Annotated in this window: 18 protein-coding genes; 11 read left to right on the top strand and 7 right to left on the bottom strand. The window is 42.2% G+C overall.

The annotated features are described in order from the left end of the window. The first annotated feature begins 329 nt into the window (after positions 1–329). The 6 genes from ndhL (at position 330) to V7K40_RS22800 (ending at position 4,364) form a co-directional block, all read left to right on the top strand. Positions 330–542, top strand: a complete 213-nt coding sequence (ndhL, locus tag V7K40_RS22825) for an NAD(P)H-quinone oxidoreductase subunit L (protein WP_334963741.1) — start codon at positions 330–332, stop codon at positions 540–542. A 24-nt stretch (positions 543–566) separates the two neighbouring features. Then, on the top strand, positions 567–878 hold the full coding sequence (locus V7K40_RS22820; RefSeq protein ID WP_334963721.1) for a DUF3007 family protein: 312 nt from the start codon (positions 567–569) through the stop codon (positions 876–878). A 77-nt stretch (positions 879–955) separates the two neighbouring features. After that, positions 956–1,783, top strand: coding sequence for a tryptophan synthase subunit alpha (gene trpA / locus V7K40_RS22815; protein WP_334963719.1), 828 nt, complete (start codon positions 956–958; stop codon positions 1,781–1,783). A 235-nt stretch (positions 1,784–2,018) separates the two neighbouring features. Further along, a complete protein-coding gene (locus tag V7K40_RS22810; RefSeq protein ID WP_334963717.1) occupies positions 2,019–2,675 on the top strand; it encodes a heterocyst differentiation related protein in 657 nt (218 codons plus the stop codon). Between the two features lie 114 nt (positions 2,676–2,789). Beyond that, positions 2,790–3,935: a hypothetical protein gene (locus V7K40_RS22805; protein WP_334963715.1), complete on the top strand. Its 1,146-nt coding sequence runs from the start codon at positions 2,790–2,792 to the stop codon at positions 3,933–3,935. Positions 3,936–3,977: 42 nt separating this feature from the next. Next, the gene (locus V7K40_RS22800; protein WP_334963713.1) at positions 3,978–4,364 is read left to right on the top strand and encodes a hypothetical protein; all 387 of its coding nucleotides are present in this window, start codon (positions 3,978–3,980) and stop codon (positions 4,362–4,364) included. Positions 4,365–4,465: 101 nt separating this feature from the next. Here V7K40_RS22800 and V7K40_RS22795 read toward each other — a convergent pair whose 3' ends face one another. After that, entirely contained in the window at positions 4,466–6,388 is a 1,923-nt protein-coding gene (locus V7K40_RS22795; protein ID WP_334963712.1) for a serine/threonine protein kinase, read from the bottom strand. A gap of 163 nt (positions 6,389–6,551) precedes the next feature. Here V7K40_RS22795 and V7K40_RS22790 point away from each other — a divergent pair, with 163 nt between their 5' ends. Then, a complete protein-coding gene (locus V7K40_RS22790; protein ID WP_334963710.1) occupies positions 6,552–7,040 on the top strand; it encodes a hypothetical protein in 489 nt (162 codons plus the stop codon). 728 nt (positions 7,041–7,768) lie between these two features. On the opposite strand, the gene V7K40_RS22785 is transcribed toward V7K40_RS22790, so the two are convergent. Then, positions 7,769–8,281, bottom strand: coding sequence for a DUF6174 domain-containing protein (locus V7K40_RS22785; RefSeq protein ID WP_334963708.1), 513 nt, complete (start codon positions 8,279–8,281; stop codon positions 7,769–7,771). A 251-nt stretch (positions 8,282–8,532) separates the two neighbouring features. Between V7K40_RS22785 and V7K40_RS22780 the strand changes: the two genes are divergently transcribed. Next, complete coding sequence (locus V7K40_RS22780) at positions 8,533–8,718, top strand: DDE transposase family protein (RefSeq protein ID WP_334963707.1); 186 nt, start codon at positions 8,533–8,535, stop codon at positions 8,716–8,718. Positions 8,719–8,817: 99 nt separating this feature from the next. Here the strand turns inward: V7K40_RS22780 and ctpC are convergent, their stop codons facing one another. Continuing rightward, positions 8,818–10,101: a carboxyl-terminal processing protease CtpC gene (ctpC, locus tag V7K40_RS22775; RefSeq protein ID WP_334963705.1), complete on the bottom strand. Its 1,284-nt coding sequence runs from the start codon at positions 10,099–10,101 to the stop codon at positions 8,818–8,820. A gap of 232 nt (positions 10,102–10,333) precedes the next feature. Beyond that, complete coding sequence (gene ispG / locus V7K40_RS22770) at positions 10,334–11,560, bottom strand: (E)-4-hydroxy-3-methylbut-2-enyl-diphosphate synthase (protein ID WP_334963703.1); 1,227 nt, start codon at positions 11,558–11,560, stop codon at positions 10,334–10,336. Between the two features lie 181 nt (positions 11,561–11,741). On the opposite strand from ispG, the gene V7K40_RS22765 reads away from it, so the two are divergent. Both V7K40_RS22765 and V7K40_RS22760 read left to right on the top strand, forming a co-directional pair. Continuing rightward, entirely contained in the window at positions 11,742–12,653 is a 912-nt protein-coding gene (locus tag V7K40_RS22765) for a hypothetical protein (RefSeq protein ID WP_334963701.1), read from the top strand. Between the two features lie 266 nt (positions 12,654–12,919). Continuing rightward, positions 12,920–13,957 carry an isochorismatase gene (locus tag V7K40_RS22760; protein WP_334963699.1) on the top strand — a complete coding sequence of 346 codons (1,038 nt, stop codon included), beginning with the start codon at positions 12,920–12,922 and terminating at the stop codon, positions 13,955–13,957. 98 nt (positions 13,958–14,055) lie between these two features. Here V7K40_RS22760 and V7K40_RS22755 read toward each other — a convergent pair whose 3' ends face one another. After that, positions 14,056–14,949: a M23 family metallopeptidase gene (locus tag V7K40_RS22755; protein ID WP_334963697.1), complete on the bottom strand. Its 894-nt coding sequence runs from the start codon at positions 14,947–14,949 to the stop codon at positions 14,056–14,058. Between the two features lie 225 nt (positions 14,950–15,174). Here V7K40_RS22755 and V7K40_RS22750 point away from each other — a divergent pair, with 225 nt between their 5' ends. Next, entirely contained in the window at positions 15,175–16,383 is a 1,209-nt protein-coding gene (locus V7K40_RS22750) for an HhoA/HhoB/HtrA family serine endopeptidase (RefSeq protein WP_334963694.1), read from the top strand. A 326-nt stretch (positions 16,384–16,709) separates the two neighbouring features. On the opposite strand, the gene V7K40_RS22745 is transcribed toward V7K40_RS22750, so the two are convergent. Together V7K40_RS22745 and scpB are read right to left on the bottom strand one after the other, a co-directional pair. After that, positions 16,710–17,057, bottom strand: coding sequence for a DUF760 domain-containing protein (locus V7K40_RS22745; protein WP_273764562.1), 348 nt, complete (start codon positions 17,055–17,057; stop codon positions 16,710–16,712). 149 nt (positions 17,058–17,206) lie between these two features. After that, positions 17,207–17,749: an SMC-Scp complex subunit ScpB gene (scpB, locus tag V7K40_RS22740; protein WP_273764561.1), complete on the bottom strand. Its 543-nt coding sequence runs from the start codon at positions 17,747–17,749 to the stop codon at positions 17,207–17,209. Positions 17,750–17,862: the final 113 nt, after the last annotated feature.

Raw genomic sequence — 17,862 nt, 5'->3', positions numbered from 1 at the left:
AAATACCTCCTCATCTATTCCACCATCAATTGTGTTTTTTGTCCAACTAGATTGAAAATATTTTTTCCAGATAGGGCGATTGTGTTCCAGAGTTGGAAATCTTCCTTGTTTCCTCGGAATCAATCTGGATGAGTTTTCTTTCTTGTCTGACTAGAGCATTCGTTTGCTAGTGGATTTACGATTACAGCATAATACTACCTTTTATCAGTCTAATCTGGACATAGACGAGGAATTCTGGCGTAGTTTATGTTGAAAGCGTCATGACTCTACTTTCCTCAGTCTGGCTCTTCAGCCTATGATGGAAAACAGAAGCTTAAGACTTGAAAGTTATGATTGTCGCCCTGCTGTATCTGATTTTGGCTGGAGCTTACCTTCTGGTAATCCCGATTGTTATCTTGCTGTACCTGAAGCAGCGTTGGTATGTAGCTACCTCCATCGAGCGTACCTTTATGTACTTTTTGGTATTTTTCTTCTTTCCGGGTTTGTTGGTTCTATCGCCGTTTGTAAATTTTCGACCCCGACGGCGACAAATTGAAGTTTAACAAGATTGGTAGGTCATAACTCTCATGCGACGGATTGACGCTATTGGAATTGGCTTGGGTGTTTTTATTGCCGGCGGCTTGGCATATGTAGGATTGCAGCTAGTCGGTTTGGATAATCAGAAAGCTGGTATATGGAGCCAAGTCTTACTAATCAGTGGGTTAGTTGGCTGGTTAGCCAGCTATTTTTTCCGTGCGGTGGGACAAAAAATGACCTACCACCAACAGCGGGAACAGTATGAGCAAGACTTTCTGCAAAAGCGGCTAGATGAGCTTACTCCTGAAGAACTAGCACGAATTCAAGCTGAAATAGAACAAGAAGAGCAATCTCAGGTGTAAAGTTATCATTGATGAGTCCAGAGTCCAAAGTCCCAATTTTGACTCTTGACTCTTGACCTTTGACTCTTGACACTTAAATGACTGCGATTTCTCATTGCTTTGAAACCCTTAGACGGAATCGTGAGTGCGCTCTGATTCCGTTTATTACTGCTGGCGATCCAGATTTAGAAACAACAGCAAAAGCGTTGCAGGTTCTAGATCGCAGTGGAGCCGACATTATAGAACTGGGCATACCCTACTCCGATCCTCTGGCGGATGGGCCAGTAATTCAAGCTGCTGCTACCCGCGCCCTGCAAAGGGGAACGAAATTAGAGCAGGTGCTGGAAATGTTGCAAGGGATTACTCCTAAACTGCGATCGCCCATTGTTCTATTTATCTATTACAATTCAATTCTGCACCGGGGGATTAAAAAATTTCTTGGGCAAATTGCTGCTGCTGGGGTCGTAGGATTGGTAATACCTGACTTACCCTTAGAGGAAGCAGCAGGCTTGCTCCAACCAGCTAGTGAGATGGGAATTGATGTCATTTTGTTGGTAGCTCCCACCAGTTCTGCCCAACGGATAGAAGCGATCGCTCGTTCATCCCAAGGATTTATTTATTTAGTCAGCGTCACTGGGGTTACAGGGGTGCGATCGCAACTGGAAATCCGCGTGTCCGATTTACTCAAACAAATTCGTAGTGTTACTGATAAACCCATCGGAGTCGGCTTTGGCATCTCTGAAGCGGCCCAAGCCCGACAGGTAAGGGAATGGGGCGCAGATGCAGCGATCGTGGGTAGCGCTGTTGTCAAACGGTTAGCCGAAGGGACACCAGAGCAGGGACTAAATGCGATCGCCGAATTTTGCCAAAGTCTCAAGGCAGCCATCAAGACCACTAACAACAGTACAAATACTCCTCTTGATTAGACGGGGAAAGTAGATTAAAAAGTATAACAACGCAGTTTTTCTCTTCTTATTTGGTAGACAATTTGACCGTTATGGTTTTGAATATTAACATCAGATATCATGATCTAAAAAAACTAGCTGATTCGGTCGCTTATAGTTTGAGTATTATGTGAAGCTAAGTAGGTATAAATTATGTGTGTGAGAGGGAGTCAGTCACAAATGGTTATAGTTACGTCGCAATTGAGGGGCAAAGGCGATGAGTGAGAGTATGGCGTTTATCGGCGGGGTCGCCGTAGCTGGGCTGGCAGCTCTGGTATTGCTCAAAGGGACAAATACCCCCCTACAACCTAATTTTGCCGTTGCTTCGCAAATGCCAGGGACTGTAGTAGCGCCGGGAGTACAGCCACAAATATATCCTTACGGGCCTTATGGGCAACCAATGTATCCCAGTCAGCCACCGACTGCTCCTACTTCTGACCAGCGCCAAGAGATGGAAAAGCTGAACACGCAGATGCAGTTGGAGCGTTTAAAAAACGACAATGAACAGCTGAAGTTGCAAAATCAACAACTCCAAGGCCAAGTTCAAAATTTCAATACTCAGCAACAGTGGCAATTAGCCCAGCAGAATAACCAACAAAAAGCAGCAGCATTCCAGCCGCAAAATCCTTGGTGGTCTTCATCCATGCTCTGGGCTGTGGGAGGTGCGGCTCTCACTATTGGTGGTGGTGTTGTCGTCGCTGGGGTATTAGCTTTATTCTCACCACGGCAGCGCCCAGCCCGTACTGTACAAGTGATTCACCCTTACCAAGGAAATACACCGCCTTTGGTTCCAGTCCGCCGCGCTGAGTTTCTACCTGCTTCGCGGATGGAAGCAAGACGAGTTGAAGCCCCAGAATACGACGAAATGCAGTAACAACAAAAAATATCAGATAAAACATCTAGGTAAGAGATATACAGGGTAACACTGTTAAAATACTGCCTAGATGCTTTTTTTGTATATGAGTGATTAATCAAGCTCAAAAAGCGGATGAAACTCAAACAACTGGCGATGTCTTCTCTGCCAGACGCTACGCGTAGCTTGCTTCTCCGTAATAGTACGGCGACCTGCGCTCACGCGGTATTACTAATCATATTTGGTGTAGCTTGTCAACCTGTGGATAAGGTTGCCATTTATGAGAAAAATAATGGTAAGCAACCACTCCAGGCAGAACTTTTAGCTAAAATTGCTGTCGGATATGCAAAATTAGGACAAGAGGATAAAGCCTCGAGGTTATTAGCCCCAGCTATTCAAACTGCCAAAATATCTAAGGATATTAACATTACACAAGACTTATTGGAGCAGTTGGGAACTATTTATGTAGAAATGGGACAATACGACAAAGCACTTCAAGTAGCAAAATCTCTTCAGGAAATTGCACGAGCTTATCAGGAAATAGCAAAATCTTTTCATTCACGCGAACCAACAGCAGAAATAGGTTCCATAGATATTAGGTTAAAACATATTACTGATCGCCTAGTACAAGTGGAGCAATACGAAAAAGCCCTTCAAGTTGCCAAATTAATATCAATAAATGTGACAAGTGGGTCTTTAAATGGAAAAGATTATATTATTTCTCAATCTATAGTAATGTCTGAAGTTGCACTTAAGTATGCACAAACTGGGCAAAAGGCTCAAGCAGAACAGATATTAGTACAAGCACTTCAAAAAGCTAAAACCAGTGATGAGATGGTTGAAATTGCACTCAAATATGCACAAGTTGGACAAAAAGCAAAGGCATTGCAACTGCTAACGCAAGCCCCACAAAATGTACAATATCCAGATAATAACGCTGAAGTGGCTAAAGTGGCTAAAGTGGCTGTTAAGTATGCACAAGTAGGACAACAGGCTAAGGGAGAACAGCTGTTAGCCCAAGCCCTTCAAAGTATTAAAAAGGAAAAATATGATAGCATAAAAAATTTTTATTTAGCTGATATTGCTGTTGATTATGCAGAACTGGGGCAATGCAACCAATCTATTGTGATTGCCAAATCAATAAAGGATTACCCTAATTATGAATTATTTAAAGACGCTTATATCACTCATGATGGTTTAATTATTGGTGGTTCTTTAGATGTATTTGCTGAAATTGCTATGACGTGTGCAGCAGTAGAGCAATATGAGCAAGCCCTGTAAGCGATCAAGGAAACAAAGTACTCTTACAATAAAAGGGAAGCATTGAGTGTACTTGCTGTTGAGTACACAAAAAAGAGTCAATACGAGCAGGCTTTTCAACTACTTAAAGAGGATGCTGAGTCTGACTATAAAAAAGCCTTCCTTTCGTCAGAGTCTGACTCTATGAAAAAGTTGCTTTTTTATGATTCTGAATATGTCAAAGTCTCAGCTTTGCCTAAAATTGTTGAGGCTACTCAATCAGAACCATCTGCTAAAGCAGAGCAGGTATTATCCCAAGCACTTGAAGTTGCTAAGACTATTAAAAGCCGTGATAAGAAAGTTAAAGTGATAACTGCGATCGCTATTGGGTACACACAATTAAAACAAAAAGATAAAAGCGAGCAATTATTAGCACAAGCCCTTCAAATCGCTGAAAATATACATCAATAAAAGACAAATTAGTTCAACATCCATAGGTAAAGCTAATAAGATTATCTATTACTTATTATCAATAGATGCTGAAACATTATAATAATTAACAAACTTTGATTTCATAAACCGCCTTTAGGAGTTTCTGTAGTATTAGGACTCTCTTTAGTGGCAGATTGGTTAGTATCGGGAAGTTGATGTTGGGTAGTCTTTTGATTACCTCGATTTTCTAGTTTAGTTAGTGCCTGTTTTGCCAGATTTTCAGCTGCTTGTTTAAATAATGGCTCTATTCTATTTCGCCAATATTGAGTATTAGGCAACTTTTCTGGATGGTTTCTATAATCTAAAACTTTATCCCATTTACCATCATCTATTGCTTTGTTGATTTCATTAGATAACATCTCTGCTTTAGCCCAATCTTCCTGCCACTGGGCAATCATTTTGCGTGTCTCTTGGATACTAGAAGCAGCATTTGCCGGAATTGATCTCAAAAGTGCGATCGCTCCAACTATATCTCCTGATTCATACTTTTGTCTTGCTTGTTCTACAATATTGGCACTGTTATCACTAGGCTGCGATTGATCTGATTTCCCAGTGTCGGAAGTTGACTGCTTCGATTTTTCTGGTAATGGAGTTACTACATCCCTCGATTTTGCTTTTGGCTTGGGAGTCGGTCGAGTCGCAATCAGGAGACTATCATCTACAATCTTAGTTGCAATGCCCTTTTCGCGCAGGCAAGAACCCCATTCTTCATTATTGGTTATCACATCCGAGTGGGCCCAAGCCAAACGGCCAGATTTAAGTTTAACTTCTACCCAACCTCGTTTTGTACGCTTGCCAGTCACCTCGAAATTGGTGTTATCGGCAACTATTTGCAAAACATTATCAGAATTTATCGAACTAGGTTCAGAACGGATATTGGAATTTCCGACGACAACAGCCGAGCATTTGTTTGCTAAGGCGGTATCGTTACCTGTAAGATTAGAAGCTAAATTTTTCACATTTGGATATACATTTGTTACCAAAGCAGCCGCACCACCTGCCAATAATATGCCAATTAATATCGGCCATGGATCAGATTTGCTAGAGTCTTGACGGGCAGGTTTGACAGGATTTGCTGGTGCAACTGCAACAGTTTGCAGCCGAGATACTTGAGACTGAGATTTGGCTACTTGGTAACTAGAATTTTTGGCAGATTCTTGAGGTGTAGAAAGTGCAGCTACAGGATTAATCGCGTCTTTACATGCTTGCAGTGCTTCCGTGGCGTTTTGGTAGCGGTCTTTGAAGTGATAATGTACCATCTTGGACAACACTGCCGCCAGTCGGTAGTTCACAATTACAGATTGCTGCCAAATGATTTCGCCCGTTTCTGGGTCTTCTTGCAGTTCTGTTGCTGATAATCCTGTTAGTGCTTGAATAGCGATGATGCCAAGAGAATAAATATCACTGTTGGGGCGCGGTTTACCTTGCCCTTGTTCTGTGGGCATATAGCCAGGAGTGCCAATAACTACTGTGGGAGAGGGTTGTCCGCCCACTGTCACCAGTTGTGTACGCAGTTGCTTCACTGCCCCAAAGTCCACTAAAACTAACTTATTATCTGAGGCACGACGGATGATATTATCTGGTTTTATGTCGCGGTGAATCACGCCTTGGCGGTGGACAAATTCGAGAATTTCCAGAACTTCTTGTAACAGTTGAACTACTTGGCTTTCACTCCAACGCTTACCAGGTATAAGTTCCTCAGCTAGGGTATGTCCTTCAATATATTCTTGTACTAAATAAAATTCTTGATTTTCGTCAAAATATGCTAGCAGCCTGGGTATTTGGTCATGATTGCCCAGTTTTTCTAAAGTTTCGGCTTCGCTGTGGAACAGGCGTTTAGCAGTATCAAAAACTCTGGGGTCAGTTCCGGGTTTGAGGTGCTTGACAACGCAGATGGGATTGCCGGGCCGCCTAGTATCTTGGGCAATGTAAGTTTGACCAAATCCTCCCATTGCGAGGACTCGAATTACTTGGTAACGATGGTCTAGTAGCTTGCCGATCATATTCCCTCCCCAGAGTTATTACCTAATTTTCCAGCTGGTAATAAATATCTCCAAATTTTCTTCAATGAAATCCGCTATCTTGAGAAAAGATTTAGATTAAAAACGCAGCTTTTTAATAAACGCAGACCGTTTTTTTTTCTTTTAGTGCCCCTGTTTACTACCAATGCCACCTAAAATAACAAACTCAGTTGCATGGCAGCAGGCTGAAATTCTCATGCAACCTGCTTTCATTCGCGTTATCGACAATATCCGCAAGTTGCTTGATGAATCCTCCTGGACGGGAACTTATAACGATGTCCTGATTTGGCCGTCTAACACCACTGATGAAATCAAGGCATTGGTGACTGAGTTGTTGCAAGCAATGGAAACTGCAACGCCCCAAGAAGCAGATGAAATCAGAGAGACTCTTACTCGTCTACCGATGCCCCATCCAGGATATCATCTACGTTTGCAGCGTCAACAGCAAGAAGCGAGTATCGATTTGTGGGAACTATGTTATCAAGTGTGTTTTCTGGAATACAGCCCAGAGAAGGAAAGTGCTGATATTGATACTAATTTAATTGATGAACTGGGTGAAGTGGATTGGCTACGTTTGGATGCTAAAGCAAAAGAGTTAGTTGAGCAGGCGTTTGCTAAATTGCCAGAAGGGTAACAAATAAAATGGTTAATATTCAGTTCTACTTTCAATACCCCTCTCAAAAAATTAGATAGTTCATTTGATATATGTTGGATCTGGCTTGTATTTTTATTAGCAGTTATTCCCGAATAGGAGTAATGTCCCTGACAAGCTGATCTTGTATATCTAGCCAAAAAGGGGAAATTTTTCTGCCCGCTTACTTTGGTGATGAGCGATCGCTCGAACTTTCGCATTTCTAGACCAAGATTTATACATCTAATCAGCAATGCTAATCTTTTTTATTAGAGGAAATTTAATTAATAGGATAAATAAAGGCGATGCCTACGGTGGTCACTGACTTGTACTAAGCTAGCTAGCAAGAGCGTCTCCAAGAGTTGTGCAGCAAGCTACGCACTGGATCGCCTTTAACTGTGAGACATTTGCACAGCAGCACCTAGAAACTTGAACGCCAGCAGTTAATAGACCTCTTACAAAAGTCAAAAAATCAGGAATGTCATTTTGAGCGGAACGCAGTGAAGAGAAAAATCTCACTACTCTGTTTAACTCCGCTCGACATGACAATTTAAGCATTTATGCAAGAGGTCTAATGATCAAGGTAAGCATACCTATTGCCTTAATATCTAATTTTCTTAGGACTTACGCAAAAAACCTCTCAAACTCTTATTCCTCCGTGTCCTCTGCGTCCTCTGTGGTTCGATTTTCCGTTGCTTGTGCGTAAGTTCTATTTCTGTTTGCAGCAGCAGCTATTTAATTATCTTAAAATTCTCAATTGTAAGATATTTTTCTTCATCAGCTATCTGACTGTTGTAATCGATATTAATTTTGGTTGGATAGCCGAATCTAGCACTGTATTCCACATTCAGGCTGAAGGCTTTACGGTTGATAGCATCTTGAATTACATCAAACAACTTATGAATTGTGTTGTAGTTTTGAAAAAATTCTGGATTAACTGGTTTACCTGTAGCTACAGAAGTGACGGAAATTGTTTGACCATTACGTACTTTAATGACTACTGGTCCCCTAGCGTCGGCTATACAAAAGCAACTATTGCTCAATGTATAGTCATAGTTGGAAATATTTTGCCGATCCCAGAAACGGCGATTAAATTCTAATCGCCTTTGTGATCGCCTTAAATTCCAGTTATTACTCGCTGGCGATTGTGCTTGTGCTATCTCTATGGGAGATTTGGACATTACTGGTAGGTTCAGTCCGAAAGATAGCAATAACCCCGCACTGATAATGATAGGTAAACGCATATCAATCTATTGAATTTCAAAAGTATTACACATGTAATATATATTAATTTATCTACTTATTTAAGTACACTTTATATTTTTATTAAAATTCTTCAGTGGTTAGCTAAGGCCAAATAGCATTCTGGCTGTAAGGAATTGGTTGTAAGTGTAGTCTATAGCTAAATCAGATCCGATACAATCGCATACACGGGAGAATATTTTCTGTATGCCTTAGAATCCTTACTGTAAAAAACAAAGTTTTTATTTCAAGTATGAATAATTCACAAACTTGGTATATTGTCAAGCGTTCTGTTGGTAATTGCGAAATTCTCCCCAGCGATAAACTTGGCGACGATAATCTAGAGATTATAGAACAGTGGGGGCCTTTTACTTCGCAAGAAGAAGCGATCGCTCGGCGTGTCGGACTTATTAGAGCTGGGAAGTGCCAACCAGTTTAAATTAAAAGTTAGGAGTTTGGAGTTAGAAGTTATCAGTTGACAATCATGGTTTTTATTCCTAACTCCTCACTATTGACTCCTAACCTTATTTCTAACTGTTCATTTTTCTGCTGAAGCTGTGCTCTTAGCAGCAATTTTTTTACCTATCACTTCCACTGCTTTAGCGAATTGGGGATCTTCTAGGGTAGCAAGTTTGTCACGTTCATGAAGCCATAACTCTTCCATCTGCTGTTTGGTCAAATCTACCTTCACATCTGGAGCAATACCTTTATGATTAATATCTGTACCGTTGGGGGTATAGTAATGAGCAATTGTTACCGCTAATCCTGAGCCATCTTCCAAGGGACGCACCGATTGCACTAGTCCCTTACCAAAGGTTTGAGTACCAACCAAAGTAGCACGCTTATTGTCCTGCAAAGCCCCTGAGAGGATTTCACTTGCACTAGCTGAACCTTTATCTACCAGAACCACCAACGGTTTATTCGTCAAGGCGCGTCCGTTTGCCTCTTCTTTTGATGCCTCTCCTTGGCGTTCAACGGTGGAGACTATCTTACCTTTATCTATCCACATCCGGGCAATGTCTACACTGGAGAAGAGTAAGCCACCTGGATTACCACGCAGATCCAGAATATATCCAGCTACTTGCTTGCTTTCTAAATCTTTGATAGCGATTTGCATTTCTTGACCAGCATTGGCGCTGAACTGATTCAAGCGAATGTACCCAAGGTTACCTGCTGGAGTTTTCTTTTGGGAATACTTAACTGAATGGATTTCAATTTCCGCGCGCTTGATGTCAAATTCTTTTGTTTGATCGTCGCGCTGAATCGTTAGACTGACTTGTGTTCCGGCTTCACCTCGAATTAGGGATACTGCCTGATTAATATCCATCCCCTTGGTATTTTTGCCGTCGATTTTGAGGATGACATCTTTTGCCAAAATACCAGCTTTAAAGGCTGGTGTATCTTCGATTGGCGCAATTACAACCAGTTGCTTCGTTTTTTCATCCTGACTGATCGTGATCCCAATCCCTGTGAGTTTTCCAGAGGTCTCCACTTGCATACTCTTGAATTCCTCTGGGTTCATAAATCGGGTGTAGGGGTCTTCTAGCTTTTTCAGCATTTCCCGAATGGACTTATACGCTTCCTGCGGATTACTGTAGGACTTGCTCAAGTACTCCTTACGAACAGCCTGCCAATCTACCTGATTAAAAGTACCGTCTACATATTGGCGCTGAACAATTTGCCAAACTTCATCTACCAATTCTTTGGGACTTGCTTTAAATAAAGCCTCACCTCGCGAGTGAATGCCAAGGCTAGTAACAGCGATCGTGGAGAGTGTCACTACCGTAGCACCCAAAACAAGCCTACTTTTTGTAATCACCATAATGACAGCTGCGTCAGAGGGAAAATATAGTCAGTATGCTCAATCTAACACAGGCTACCACTGTACAGATGGAGGATGTATTCCTAATTTCAACAAAATACTTGACAATCCGGTGACCTTGATGGTCTAAAGATACAAAATTTTTGGGAATGGGGCAAAACAATTTCTCTTTTCTGAGTTCTGAGTAAAGAAGTGAAATTCTTCACTCAGCACTCAGCACTCCCCACTTCCCTTACGGTTCTACCCAGCGATCATCTGCTTTAATAAGGTTAATTAATTCCTCTACACCTTTATCTTCTGAGACTTTTTTAATTTCTTCCCGGCCACGATACAAAGAAATGTAACCAGGTGTTTTGCCAACATAGCCATAGTCAGCATCTGCCATTTCTCCGGGGCCATTGACAATGCAACCCATAACTGCCACGTCTAACCCAGTCAGGTGTTTAGTGGCTTCCCGGACTTTGTGCAGCACTTCCTCTAGGTTAAACAAAGTGCGTCCACAGGAAGGACAAGCGACGTATTCCACCATCGTTTTTCGCAATCCCAAAGCTTGGAGAATGCTGTAGCAGACGGGAATTTCTTTTTCTGGTGCTTCTGTAAGTGAGACGCGAATTGTATCGCCAATGCCATCAGCAAGTAAGGTAGCAATACCAGCCGTAGATTTAATTCGTCCGTATTCGCCATCACCGGCTTCCGTAACGCCTAAATGTAGCGGATAATCCATACCCAGTTGATCCATGCGCTTGGCAATGAGGCGATAGGCGGCTAGCATCACTGGTACTCGTGAGGCTTTCATGGAAATTACCAAGTTGCGGAAATCCAAAGATTCACAGATGCGGATAAATTCTATGGCAGATTCCACCATGCCTTCTGGAGTGTCACCGTAGGTAAATAGCATCCTTTCAGCGAGGGAACCGTGATTTACCCCAATTCGCATCGATTTACCTTGCTCACGCAAAGAAACTACCAGAGGTTCTAAGGTTTCGCGGATTTTATCCCCAATTTCGTCAAATTCAGTTTTAGTATACTCAGTTCGATTAAGGTTTGGCTTTTCAAACACATACAAGCCTGGATTAATCCGTACTTTCTCTATGTGCTTGGAGACTTCCAGAGCGATTTTCAGCCCATTGTGATGGACATCAGCCACAACTGGCACGTCTTGGTAAGTTTTTATTAATTTTTGTTTAATTTCTGCTAAAGCTTTAGCATGAGCCATACTCGGAACTGTGACACGGACAATTTCGCAGCCAATTTCGTGCAGACGACGAATAGCAGCCACGGAGCCATCAATATCAAGAGTATCTTCGTTAATCATTGACTGCACCACAACGGGGTAGCCGCCCCCAATGGTGACATTTCCCACTTTTACAGGACGGGTTTTACGCCGCTTGATAGTTGTATCAAAAGTGGGTTGATCTACTGTGGTGTTAGAAGTTGTAAGAGTTGGCAGAGTTTGCATAACCCTATCAGGTAAATTTCCTGTAGCTAAAATATCAGATTTGATAAATCTCTGTTTCTCAGATTGCCACAGGTAGTGGCTCTTTTGGACGATTACATAGAAAAAAAATAGAGTAAAGTAAAAATCCTCTTCGGCTTTGGGGAACCCTAGTAAATGGAAAATCTATTGAAAAAGTAGGAATATGGGATTTCTCGAAGCAATTTTTGCTGCTGGAGCTACTGTTATAAAAACAATCCGCACTGTCAATCAAGTAACCAAAAACTATATTGCTAGAGTTGTTAATGAAGTTTTGCAAGAGAGAGCCAAAGAAAACCAGGCTACGCCTAGTCCAATGCCTGTTACTGTAAATATTCAAATTGACATCAAGAATATTGACCTTGAGGAAACGGAACTTGAGAAAAAGCGGGCGCGTGATGGACTACTAAAGCGAACTGAGCTAGAGAAACTCCAAGAGTTAAAAAAACAACGTGAGGATAAGTTTGAGCAGTGGCAAAAGGCTAAAACTCAGGAAGTCGTAGCCGAACAAGCAAAAAACCCTGATGCATATGAAACATCATTCTTGAACAATGATAAAGCTCACATACTTCAGTTTCACATGGGGCAAGTTGTCCTTGAAAAGCAATGTGGGTGCGGCAGACCAATGTTTTTACAACATAAAAATCGCCCTGACGGCAGTTTATTGATGTTAAATGACTTTTTCTGGTCATGCATTGGCTATTACAATCATGCAAATACCCAATGTAGAGGTATACAGAAATTTTCTACGCAGGATATTGGTTTAATGCACAAAGCAAATGTCTTTGAACTTAAGTTATCAAATGCCGAGCTAAGTCAGAGCTTTACACCTAAACATATCCAAATTACAGTAGTTGATCGTGTAAGACAGCATTTGAAAGTAGAAAATAGCAATGTACTATGCCCCATACATCATATGCCTATGGTCTTACGTGAAAAACGCAATCACTCAGATGTTGTTATAGATATGTTTTACCTGCAATGTCCGCATTTTGGATGTCAGCAGCTTGTTAAATTAAAGTCAGCAGCGCAAATTGCTGCATTTTTGCACAGTAAAGAAGGACGGGGAATATTGTAGTCATCACATTATTCTATACTGTCAATGCAAAACCAATGCTATAGCTTCATTTATTACTTATTACTACAATTACCTAAATGTTAGTAATATAGAATTCGTTGGTAGTGATGAACTGATCACATTTTATTGAAATTTGCGAGAAATCCTGAATTAGGAGAGGAAGAAATTTTGTTGCTAACTTTAGGTTTCCACGATGAGGTCTACTGAATAAAGCATTATATTGAACTGAGACAAGCTTAATAATTACAACATAAGTGCAGAATTATATGAACACCCAAACAACAACCCAACTACCAATTCCCCCACACTTTAACCCTGAAGAAGTGGGCGAAGTCTGGCGCGTACCTTACCAAGAACGTGCCACCGAAGCTGAAATCTGGGCAAAACAACATGATATCAAACCTGCATCTTTAGATAAAACCCGGATTTGCTTACTATCAATTGATGTCCAAAACACCTTCTGCATCCCCGGCTTTGAATTATTTGTAGGTGGAAAATCTGGGAGTGCGGCGGTGGATGATAATGTCAGATTATGTGAGTTTATTTATCGCAACTTGGGAGTAATTACCAAAATTGTACCCACCTTAGACACCCACACAGCAACACAAATTTTTCATCCCATCTTTTGGGTGAACGCCGCCGGAGAACATCCCACCCCAGCAGCAACTAGCATCACACCAGCAGATATTCAACAAGGTATCTGGAAAGTTAACCCAGCAGTTGCTAACAGTGTTACTAATGGGGATTATAAATTATTAGAAAAACACGCTTACCATTACCTTAAGCAACTTAGTCAAGACGGTAAATATCCGCTCACTGTTTGGCCTTATCATTCTATGTTGGGCGGTATTGGTCATGCTCTAGTCTCATCGGTAGAAGAAGCAATATTTTTCCACGGCATTGCTCGTCAAAGTCAGACGCAATTTGAAATCAAAGGTGAAAATCCTTTAACAGAAAACTATTCCATCTTACGCCCAGAAGTGTTAGAAGATTTTGAGCAGCGTCCACTTGCTCAAAAGAACACGCACCTGATTCAGCAACTTTTAGAATTTGATGCAGTAATTATTGGTGGTCAAGCCAAAAGTCATTGCGTCGCCTGGACAATTGACGATTTATTAACAGAAATTAAACAGGTAGATGCTAGCCTTGCTCAAAAAATCTATCTCTTAGAAGATTGCACTTCTCCTGTTGTTGTTCCCGGTATTGTGGACTACACAGAACAGGCAGATGCAGCATTTGCAAGGTTTGCAGAGGCAGGAATGCACATCGTAAAATCTAGCGAAAATATAGCATCCTTTTTTTAACGCAAAGAATCGTAAAGGTTCGGTAGAGGAACACAGAGATTTATTCTGCGTTCCTACCCTGCAAGAAGGCGAAGCGCCTATGCGTTTCAAAACGAACCTTATTTCTTCAAATAACCCTTTGGATCTTCTGCTACCCAACCCAAAGATGAGCTAGAACGCACTTCAAAATGGAGATGCGGTTGGCTAGAACTTGGTTGTCCACTAGTGCCTACTGTTCCCACTAAATCTCCTTTTTTCACTTGCTGACCGACAGTAACTTTGATACTGTCAAGCTGGGCATAACGGCTTTGGAGTCCGCCACTGTGGTTAATAATGACCAACTTGCCATAAGTACCTTGATCGTTAGCAAAGGCTACGGTTCCAGGAGCGATCGCCAGCACATTAGCACCCATTGCTGCTAATAAGTCAACACCACTATGAAAGAAAACTTGACCTGTCGCAGGATTAATTTGCCAGCCATAAGCTAATGCTACAGTTGCCACTTGTGCCAAAGGATATCCAGACAGAGATGCACGGTTTGGCGTTCCTGTATCAGTAGGTAAAACGGACTTAGTTACAACACCATTGGGCGACCAATTTACCCCCGGAACAAACACAATTCTGGGGTCTTCTTGGCAACCATTCACTTCAAAAAGGCTATCAGCACGAACTTTGTATTTTGCCGCCACTTGTCGCCAAGTTTCACCGCGAGGCACTTCAACTACAACCCCATTGTAGGGAGGAATTTGAAGTACACTACCAACGACTGCGATCGCATCGTTCTGCAAAGCTGGATTCATGCCGATAATAGTTGTGGGAATCAGATTGTAGCGCTGCGCTATGCTCTCCAAAGTTTCGCCACGAACAACTTTATGGCGTTGGAAGCGAGATAGGGCTGGAGTTGGGCAACCACCTACAGCAGCATTAGCACTGTTAGTGTTTGGCACTATGGATACTAGACCCAAGGCGCTAACTAAGCTACAGAGAAACAGTTGACGAAAGGGTAAAGTCATGTATATAGGTCAGGAGCGCATTAACTTTAGATTTTAGATGGGAAGAGTGGGGAGTGGGGAGATGAGGGAGCAGGGGAAGCAGAGGGAGATGAGGAGGACAATACAGACAGGGAGAATAACTAATGCCCCATGCCCAATTCCTTATAAATTGATCTGTCCACTTGCCGTTAGCTTGACTACACTTAGAAATTAGCAACTGCATTGCTGTCCTTAAGCAGAATGATTATGAAGTTATCTTTAAAGCAACTGGGCGTTTATGTATTTTTACTGGTGTTCGGCTGTGGTGCAGGTTTGTTTGGGAGTCGCTATCTCTTGCTACAAAATCCCTCGTTCCAACAGTTAAGAAATGTGACAATGGCTTTGCCTCCAGAATCCATAGTTCCAAATTCTCCTAACGCAGCTATTGGGGCTACTGGGGGCGAGAATGTGAATTTTATTGCGACGGCAGTACAAAAAGTTGGCCCGGCTGTGGTGCGAATTAATGCCACCCGCAAAGTAGCCAATCCGATCTCTGACGCTTTGAAAAATCCCCTCTTGCGGCGATTCTTTGGAGAGGATGAACAACCAATTCCTCAAGAGCGTATTGAGCGCGGTACAGGATCGGGATTTATTTTGAGCGAAGATGGAGAATTACTCACCAACGCTCATGTGGTAGCAGATACAGATACAGTACTAGTAACCCTCAAAGATGGTCGGAGTCTAGAGGGGAAGGTGGTAGGAGTTGATCCTGTGACAGATGTCGCAGTGGTGAAAATAAAAGCGAATTATTTACCGACAGTGAAGCTGGGCAATTCGCAAAATTTAATACCAGGAGAATGGGCGATCGCTATTGGCAATCCTCTGGGTTTAGATAATACTGTTACTATTGGCATCATCAGCGCTACAGATCGCACCAGCACTCAGGTAGGTATCCCAGATAAGCGAGTCAGCTTTATCCAAACTGATGCCGCAATTAACCCTGGTAATTCTGGTGGCCCCTTGTTAAACGCCCAAGGCGAAGTGATTGGTGTTAACACTGCCATCCGCGCTGATGCTCAAGGACTCGGTTTCGCCATTCCCATTGAAACCGCCGCCCGCATCGCCAATGAACTTTTTACCAAAGGGCGTGTGGAACATCCCTTCTTAGGTATTGAAATGGCAGACCTTTCTCCGATCAAAAAACAGCAGATTAATCAAGAAAATCAATTGAACATTCAGCAGGACGCTGGAATTGTGATTAGAGGAGTCACAGACGATTCCCCAGCCAAGCGCGGAGGACTGTTTCCTGGAGACGTGATTCAAAAAGTTAACGGTAAACCAGTCAAAACCTCAGCCCAAGTTCAGAAGTTGGTAGAGGCCAGCAAAGTTGGGGACATTTTAGTGATCGAAGTCAACCGCAGTGGTAAAATTCAAACCTTTAAAGTGCAATCAGGTGCTTATCCTGAAAGGAAGTAGTCAAGGTAATTCGTAATTGATAACTAACGCTCATTCCGACTCTCAATTACTCGCTTTAAGCGAACGGCGTCTTTAAGAGTTGCCATGCCGTTGGCGAAGGCGAACAGCGTCTCCCCTTAGGAGAAGAGAAGGCTTTACGCTGCGCTATTCCTACCGCAATGCTTTCGTAATTCGTAGTTGTGATCAGTGCTTGCTTTGTACCCTCACTGTCTTGTTGACCACCAAATTAGAGATTTTGGTGGTAGCTGTGTACCCTCTTAATTACGAATTACGAATCAGTAATTATTTGGTCAATAGTCTCAGAATATTTGACTACTGACTATTGATTATTGACCATTAGACAAATGCTCTAACTGCATTCTTTGTTCCATTTGGCGCAGAAAATACCCTGTCATCATGGCCGACGCTAAAAGCCCAGCTAAGTTCTCCCGATCTGTAGTGATTTGCACGTTGAAATTTTCTACAGGGAGCATTCCCACTAGCCCTTGGACATTTTGGGAAATGATTTGTTTAATTTCAGGGCTGGCGGACTGAGCAATCCTCGCTAAAACATCAGGAGACTGATGTTGTAGATATTTGAGTAACTGATTGGGGTATTCCTCAGAGTGATCGGAAAGAAGTTGATTAGGGTGTTCCTCAGAGTTGTCATTCAAAAAGTCAGGATTAAACACCATTGGCAGTTTTATTTAGCTTAATTGCTAACTCTACTTTAAACCATTGTACAAGGGTAGCGCATTCACCACGGGTATAAGCCTTTAAAAGCAGAGGGCATTGGGGATTGGGAATGGGGCATATTGGTTATTTTCCTCATCCCCCTCATTCCCTACTCCCCACTCCCTACTCCCTTCAGTTCTAGTTCTAGTTCTAGTTGTTCTTCCTTCTGGCTGGTGGAAAGTATTTGCGGAAGTTGTTCGATTTGAAAATACTGGTGAAATTTCGGCGTTACTTGGAGCGAGTAGGAGCGAGAATCGCTGTCTCGGCGCTTTCGGATGAAACCAAGTTCGACGAGTTCTGGAACGTGTTGATATACTCCTGAACCGCGCAGGTTAATCAAGTCGCTCTGGAGTATGGGACTATTGAGGGCGATCGCTGCCAAAGTCCGCAATGCACCTACTCCCAATTCTACTGGTATCATCGTTTGCACTAAATCATGAAAGTCAGACCGTAGTTGCAAACTGTAACCATCTGGGGTTTCTATTACCTCTAAAGCGCTATCTCGGTGGGCATAGTTGTCCATTAGTTCAATTATGCCTTCTTTGACAGTGGCGCGATCACACGCGGCATACTCGGCGATTTCGCCGAGCGACAAGGGTTTACCCTTTAAATAGAGAATTGCTTCTATCTTCGTCGCTGTGGCTATAATCATTTAATCATCAGTCATTGGTCATTAGTTACTAGTCATTAGTTACTAGTCATTAGCAGATGACAACTAACAATCAACAAGTGTGTGGCATTATATCCTAAATTATCAAAATTATT

Source organism: Nostoc sp. (assembly GCF_036917195.1).
Lineage (GTDB): Bacteria > Cyanobacteriota > Cyanobacteriia > Cyanobacteriales > Nostocaceae > Nostoc.
Note: the sequence above shows the minus strand (reverse complement) of the source record. Positions and strands in the feature narration are given on the sequence as shown.

Coding starts and splice junctions, on each gene's coding strand:
- V7K40_RS22765 (WP_334963701.1), top strand. CDS start 11,742: ATGGGATTTCTCGAAGCAATTTTTGCTGCTGGAGCTACTGTTATAAAA.
- trpA (WP_334963719.1), top strand. CDS start 956: ATGACTGCGATTTCTCATTGCTTTGAAACCCTTAGACGGAATCGTGAG.
- V7K40_RS22750 (WP_334963694.1), top strand. CDS start 15,175: ATGAAGTTATCTTTAAAGCAACTGGGCGTTTATGTATTTTTACTGGTG.
- V7K40_RS22745 (WP_273764562.1), bottom strand. CDS start 17,057: ATGGTGTTTAATCCTGACTTTTTGAATGACAACTCTGAGGAACACCCT.
- scpB (WP_273764561.1), bottom strand. CDS start 17,749: ATGATTATAGCCACAGCGACGAAGATAGAAGCAATTCTCTATTTAAAG.
- V7K40_RS22820 (WP_334963721.1), top strand. CDS start 567: ATGCGACGGATTGACGCTATTGGAATTGGCTTGGGTGTTTTTATTGCC.
- V7K40_RS22805 (WP_334963715.1), top strand. CDS start 2,790: ATGAAACTCAAACAACTGGCGATGTCTTCTCTGCCAGACGCTACGCGT.
- ctpC (WP_334963705.1), bottom strand. CDS start 10,101: ATGGTGATTACAAAAAGTAGGCTTGTTTTGGGTGCTACGGTAGTGACA.
- V7K40_RS22785 (WP_334963708.1), bottom strand. CDS start 8,281: ATGCGTTTACCTATCATTATCAGTGCGGGGTTATTGCTATCTTTCGGA.
- V7K40_RS22755 (WP_334963697.1), bottom strand. CDS start 14,949: ATGACTTTACCCTTTCGTCAACTGTTTCTCTGTAGCTTAGTTAGCGCC.
- ispG (WP_334963703.1), bottom strand. CDS start 11,560: ATGCAAACTCTGCCAACTCTTACAACTTCTAACACCACAGTAGATCAA.
- V7K40_RS22795 (WP_334963712.1), bottom strand. CDS start 6,388: ATGATCGGCAAGCTACTAGACCATCGTTACCAAGTAATTCGAGTCCTC.
- V7K40_RS22790 (WP_334963710.1), top strand. CDS start 6,552: ATGCCACCTAAAATAACAAACTCAGTTGCATGGCAGCAGGCTGAAATT.
- ndhL (WP_334963741.1), top strand. CDS start 330: ATGATTGTCGCCCTGCTGTATCTGATTTTGGCTGGAGCTTACCTTCTG.
- V7K40_RS22810 (WP_334963717.1), top strand. CDS start 2,019: ATGAGTGAGAGTATGGCGTTTATCGGCGGGGTCGCCGTAGCTGGGCTG.
- V7K40_RS22780 (WP_334963707.1), top strand. CDS start 8,533: ATGAATAATTCACAAACTTGGTATATTGTCAAGCGTTCTGTTGGTAAT.
- V7K40_RS22760 (WP_334963699.1), top strand. CDS start 12,920: ATGAACACCCAAACAACAACCCAACTACCAATTCCCCCACACTTTAAC.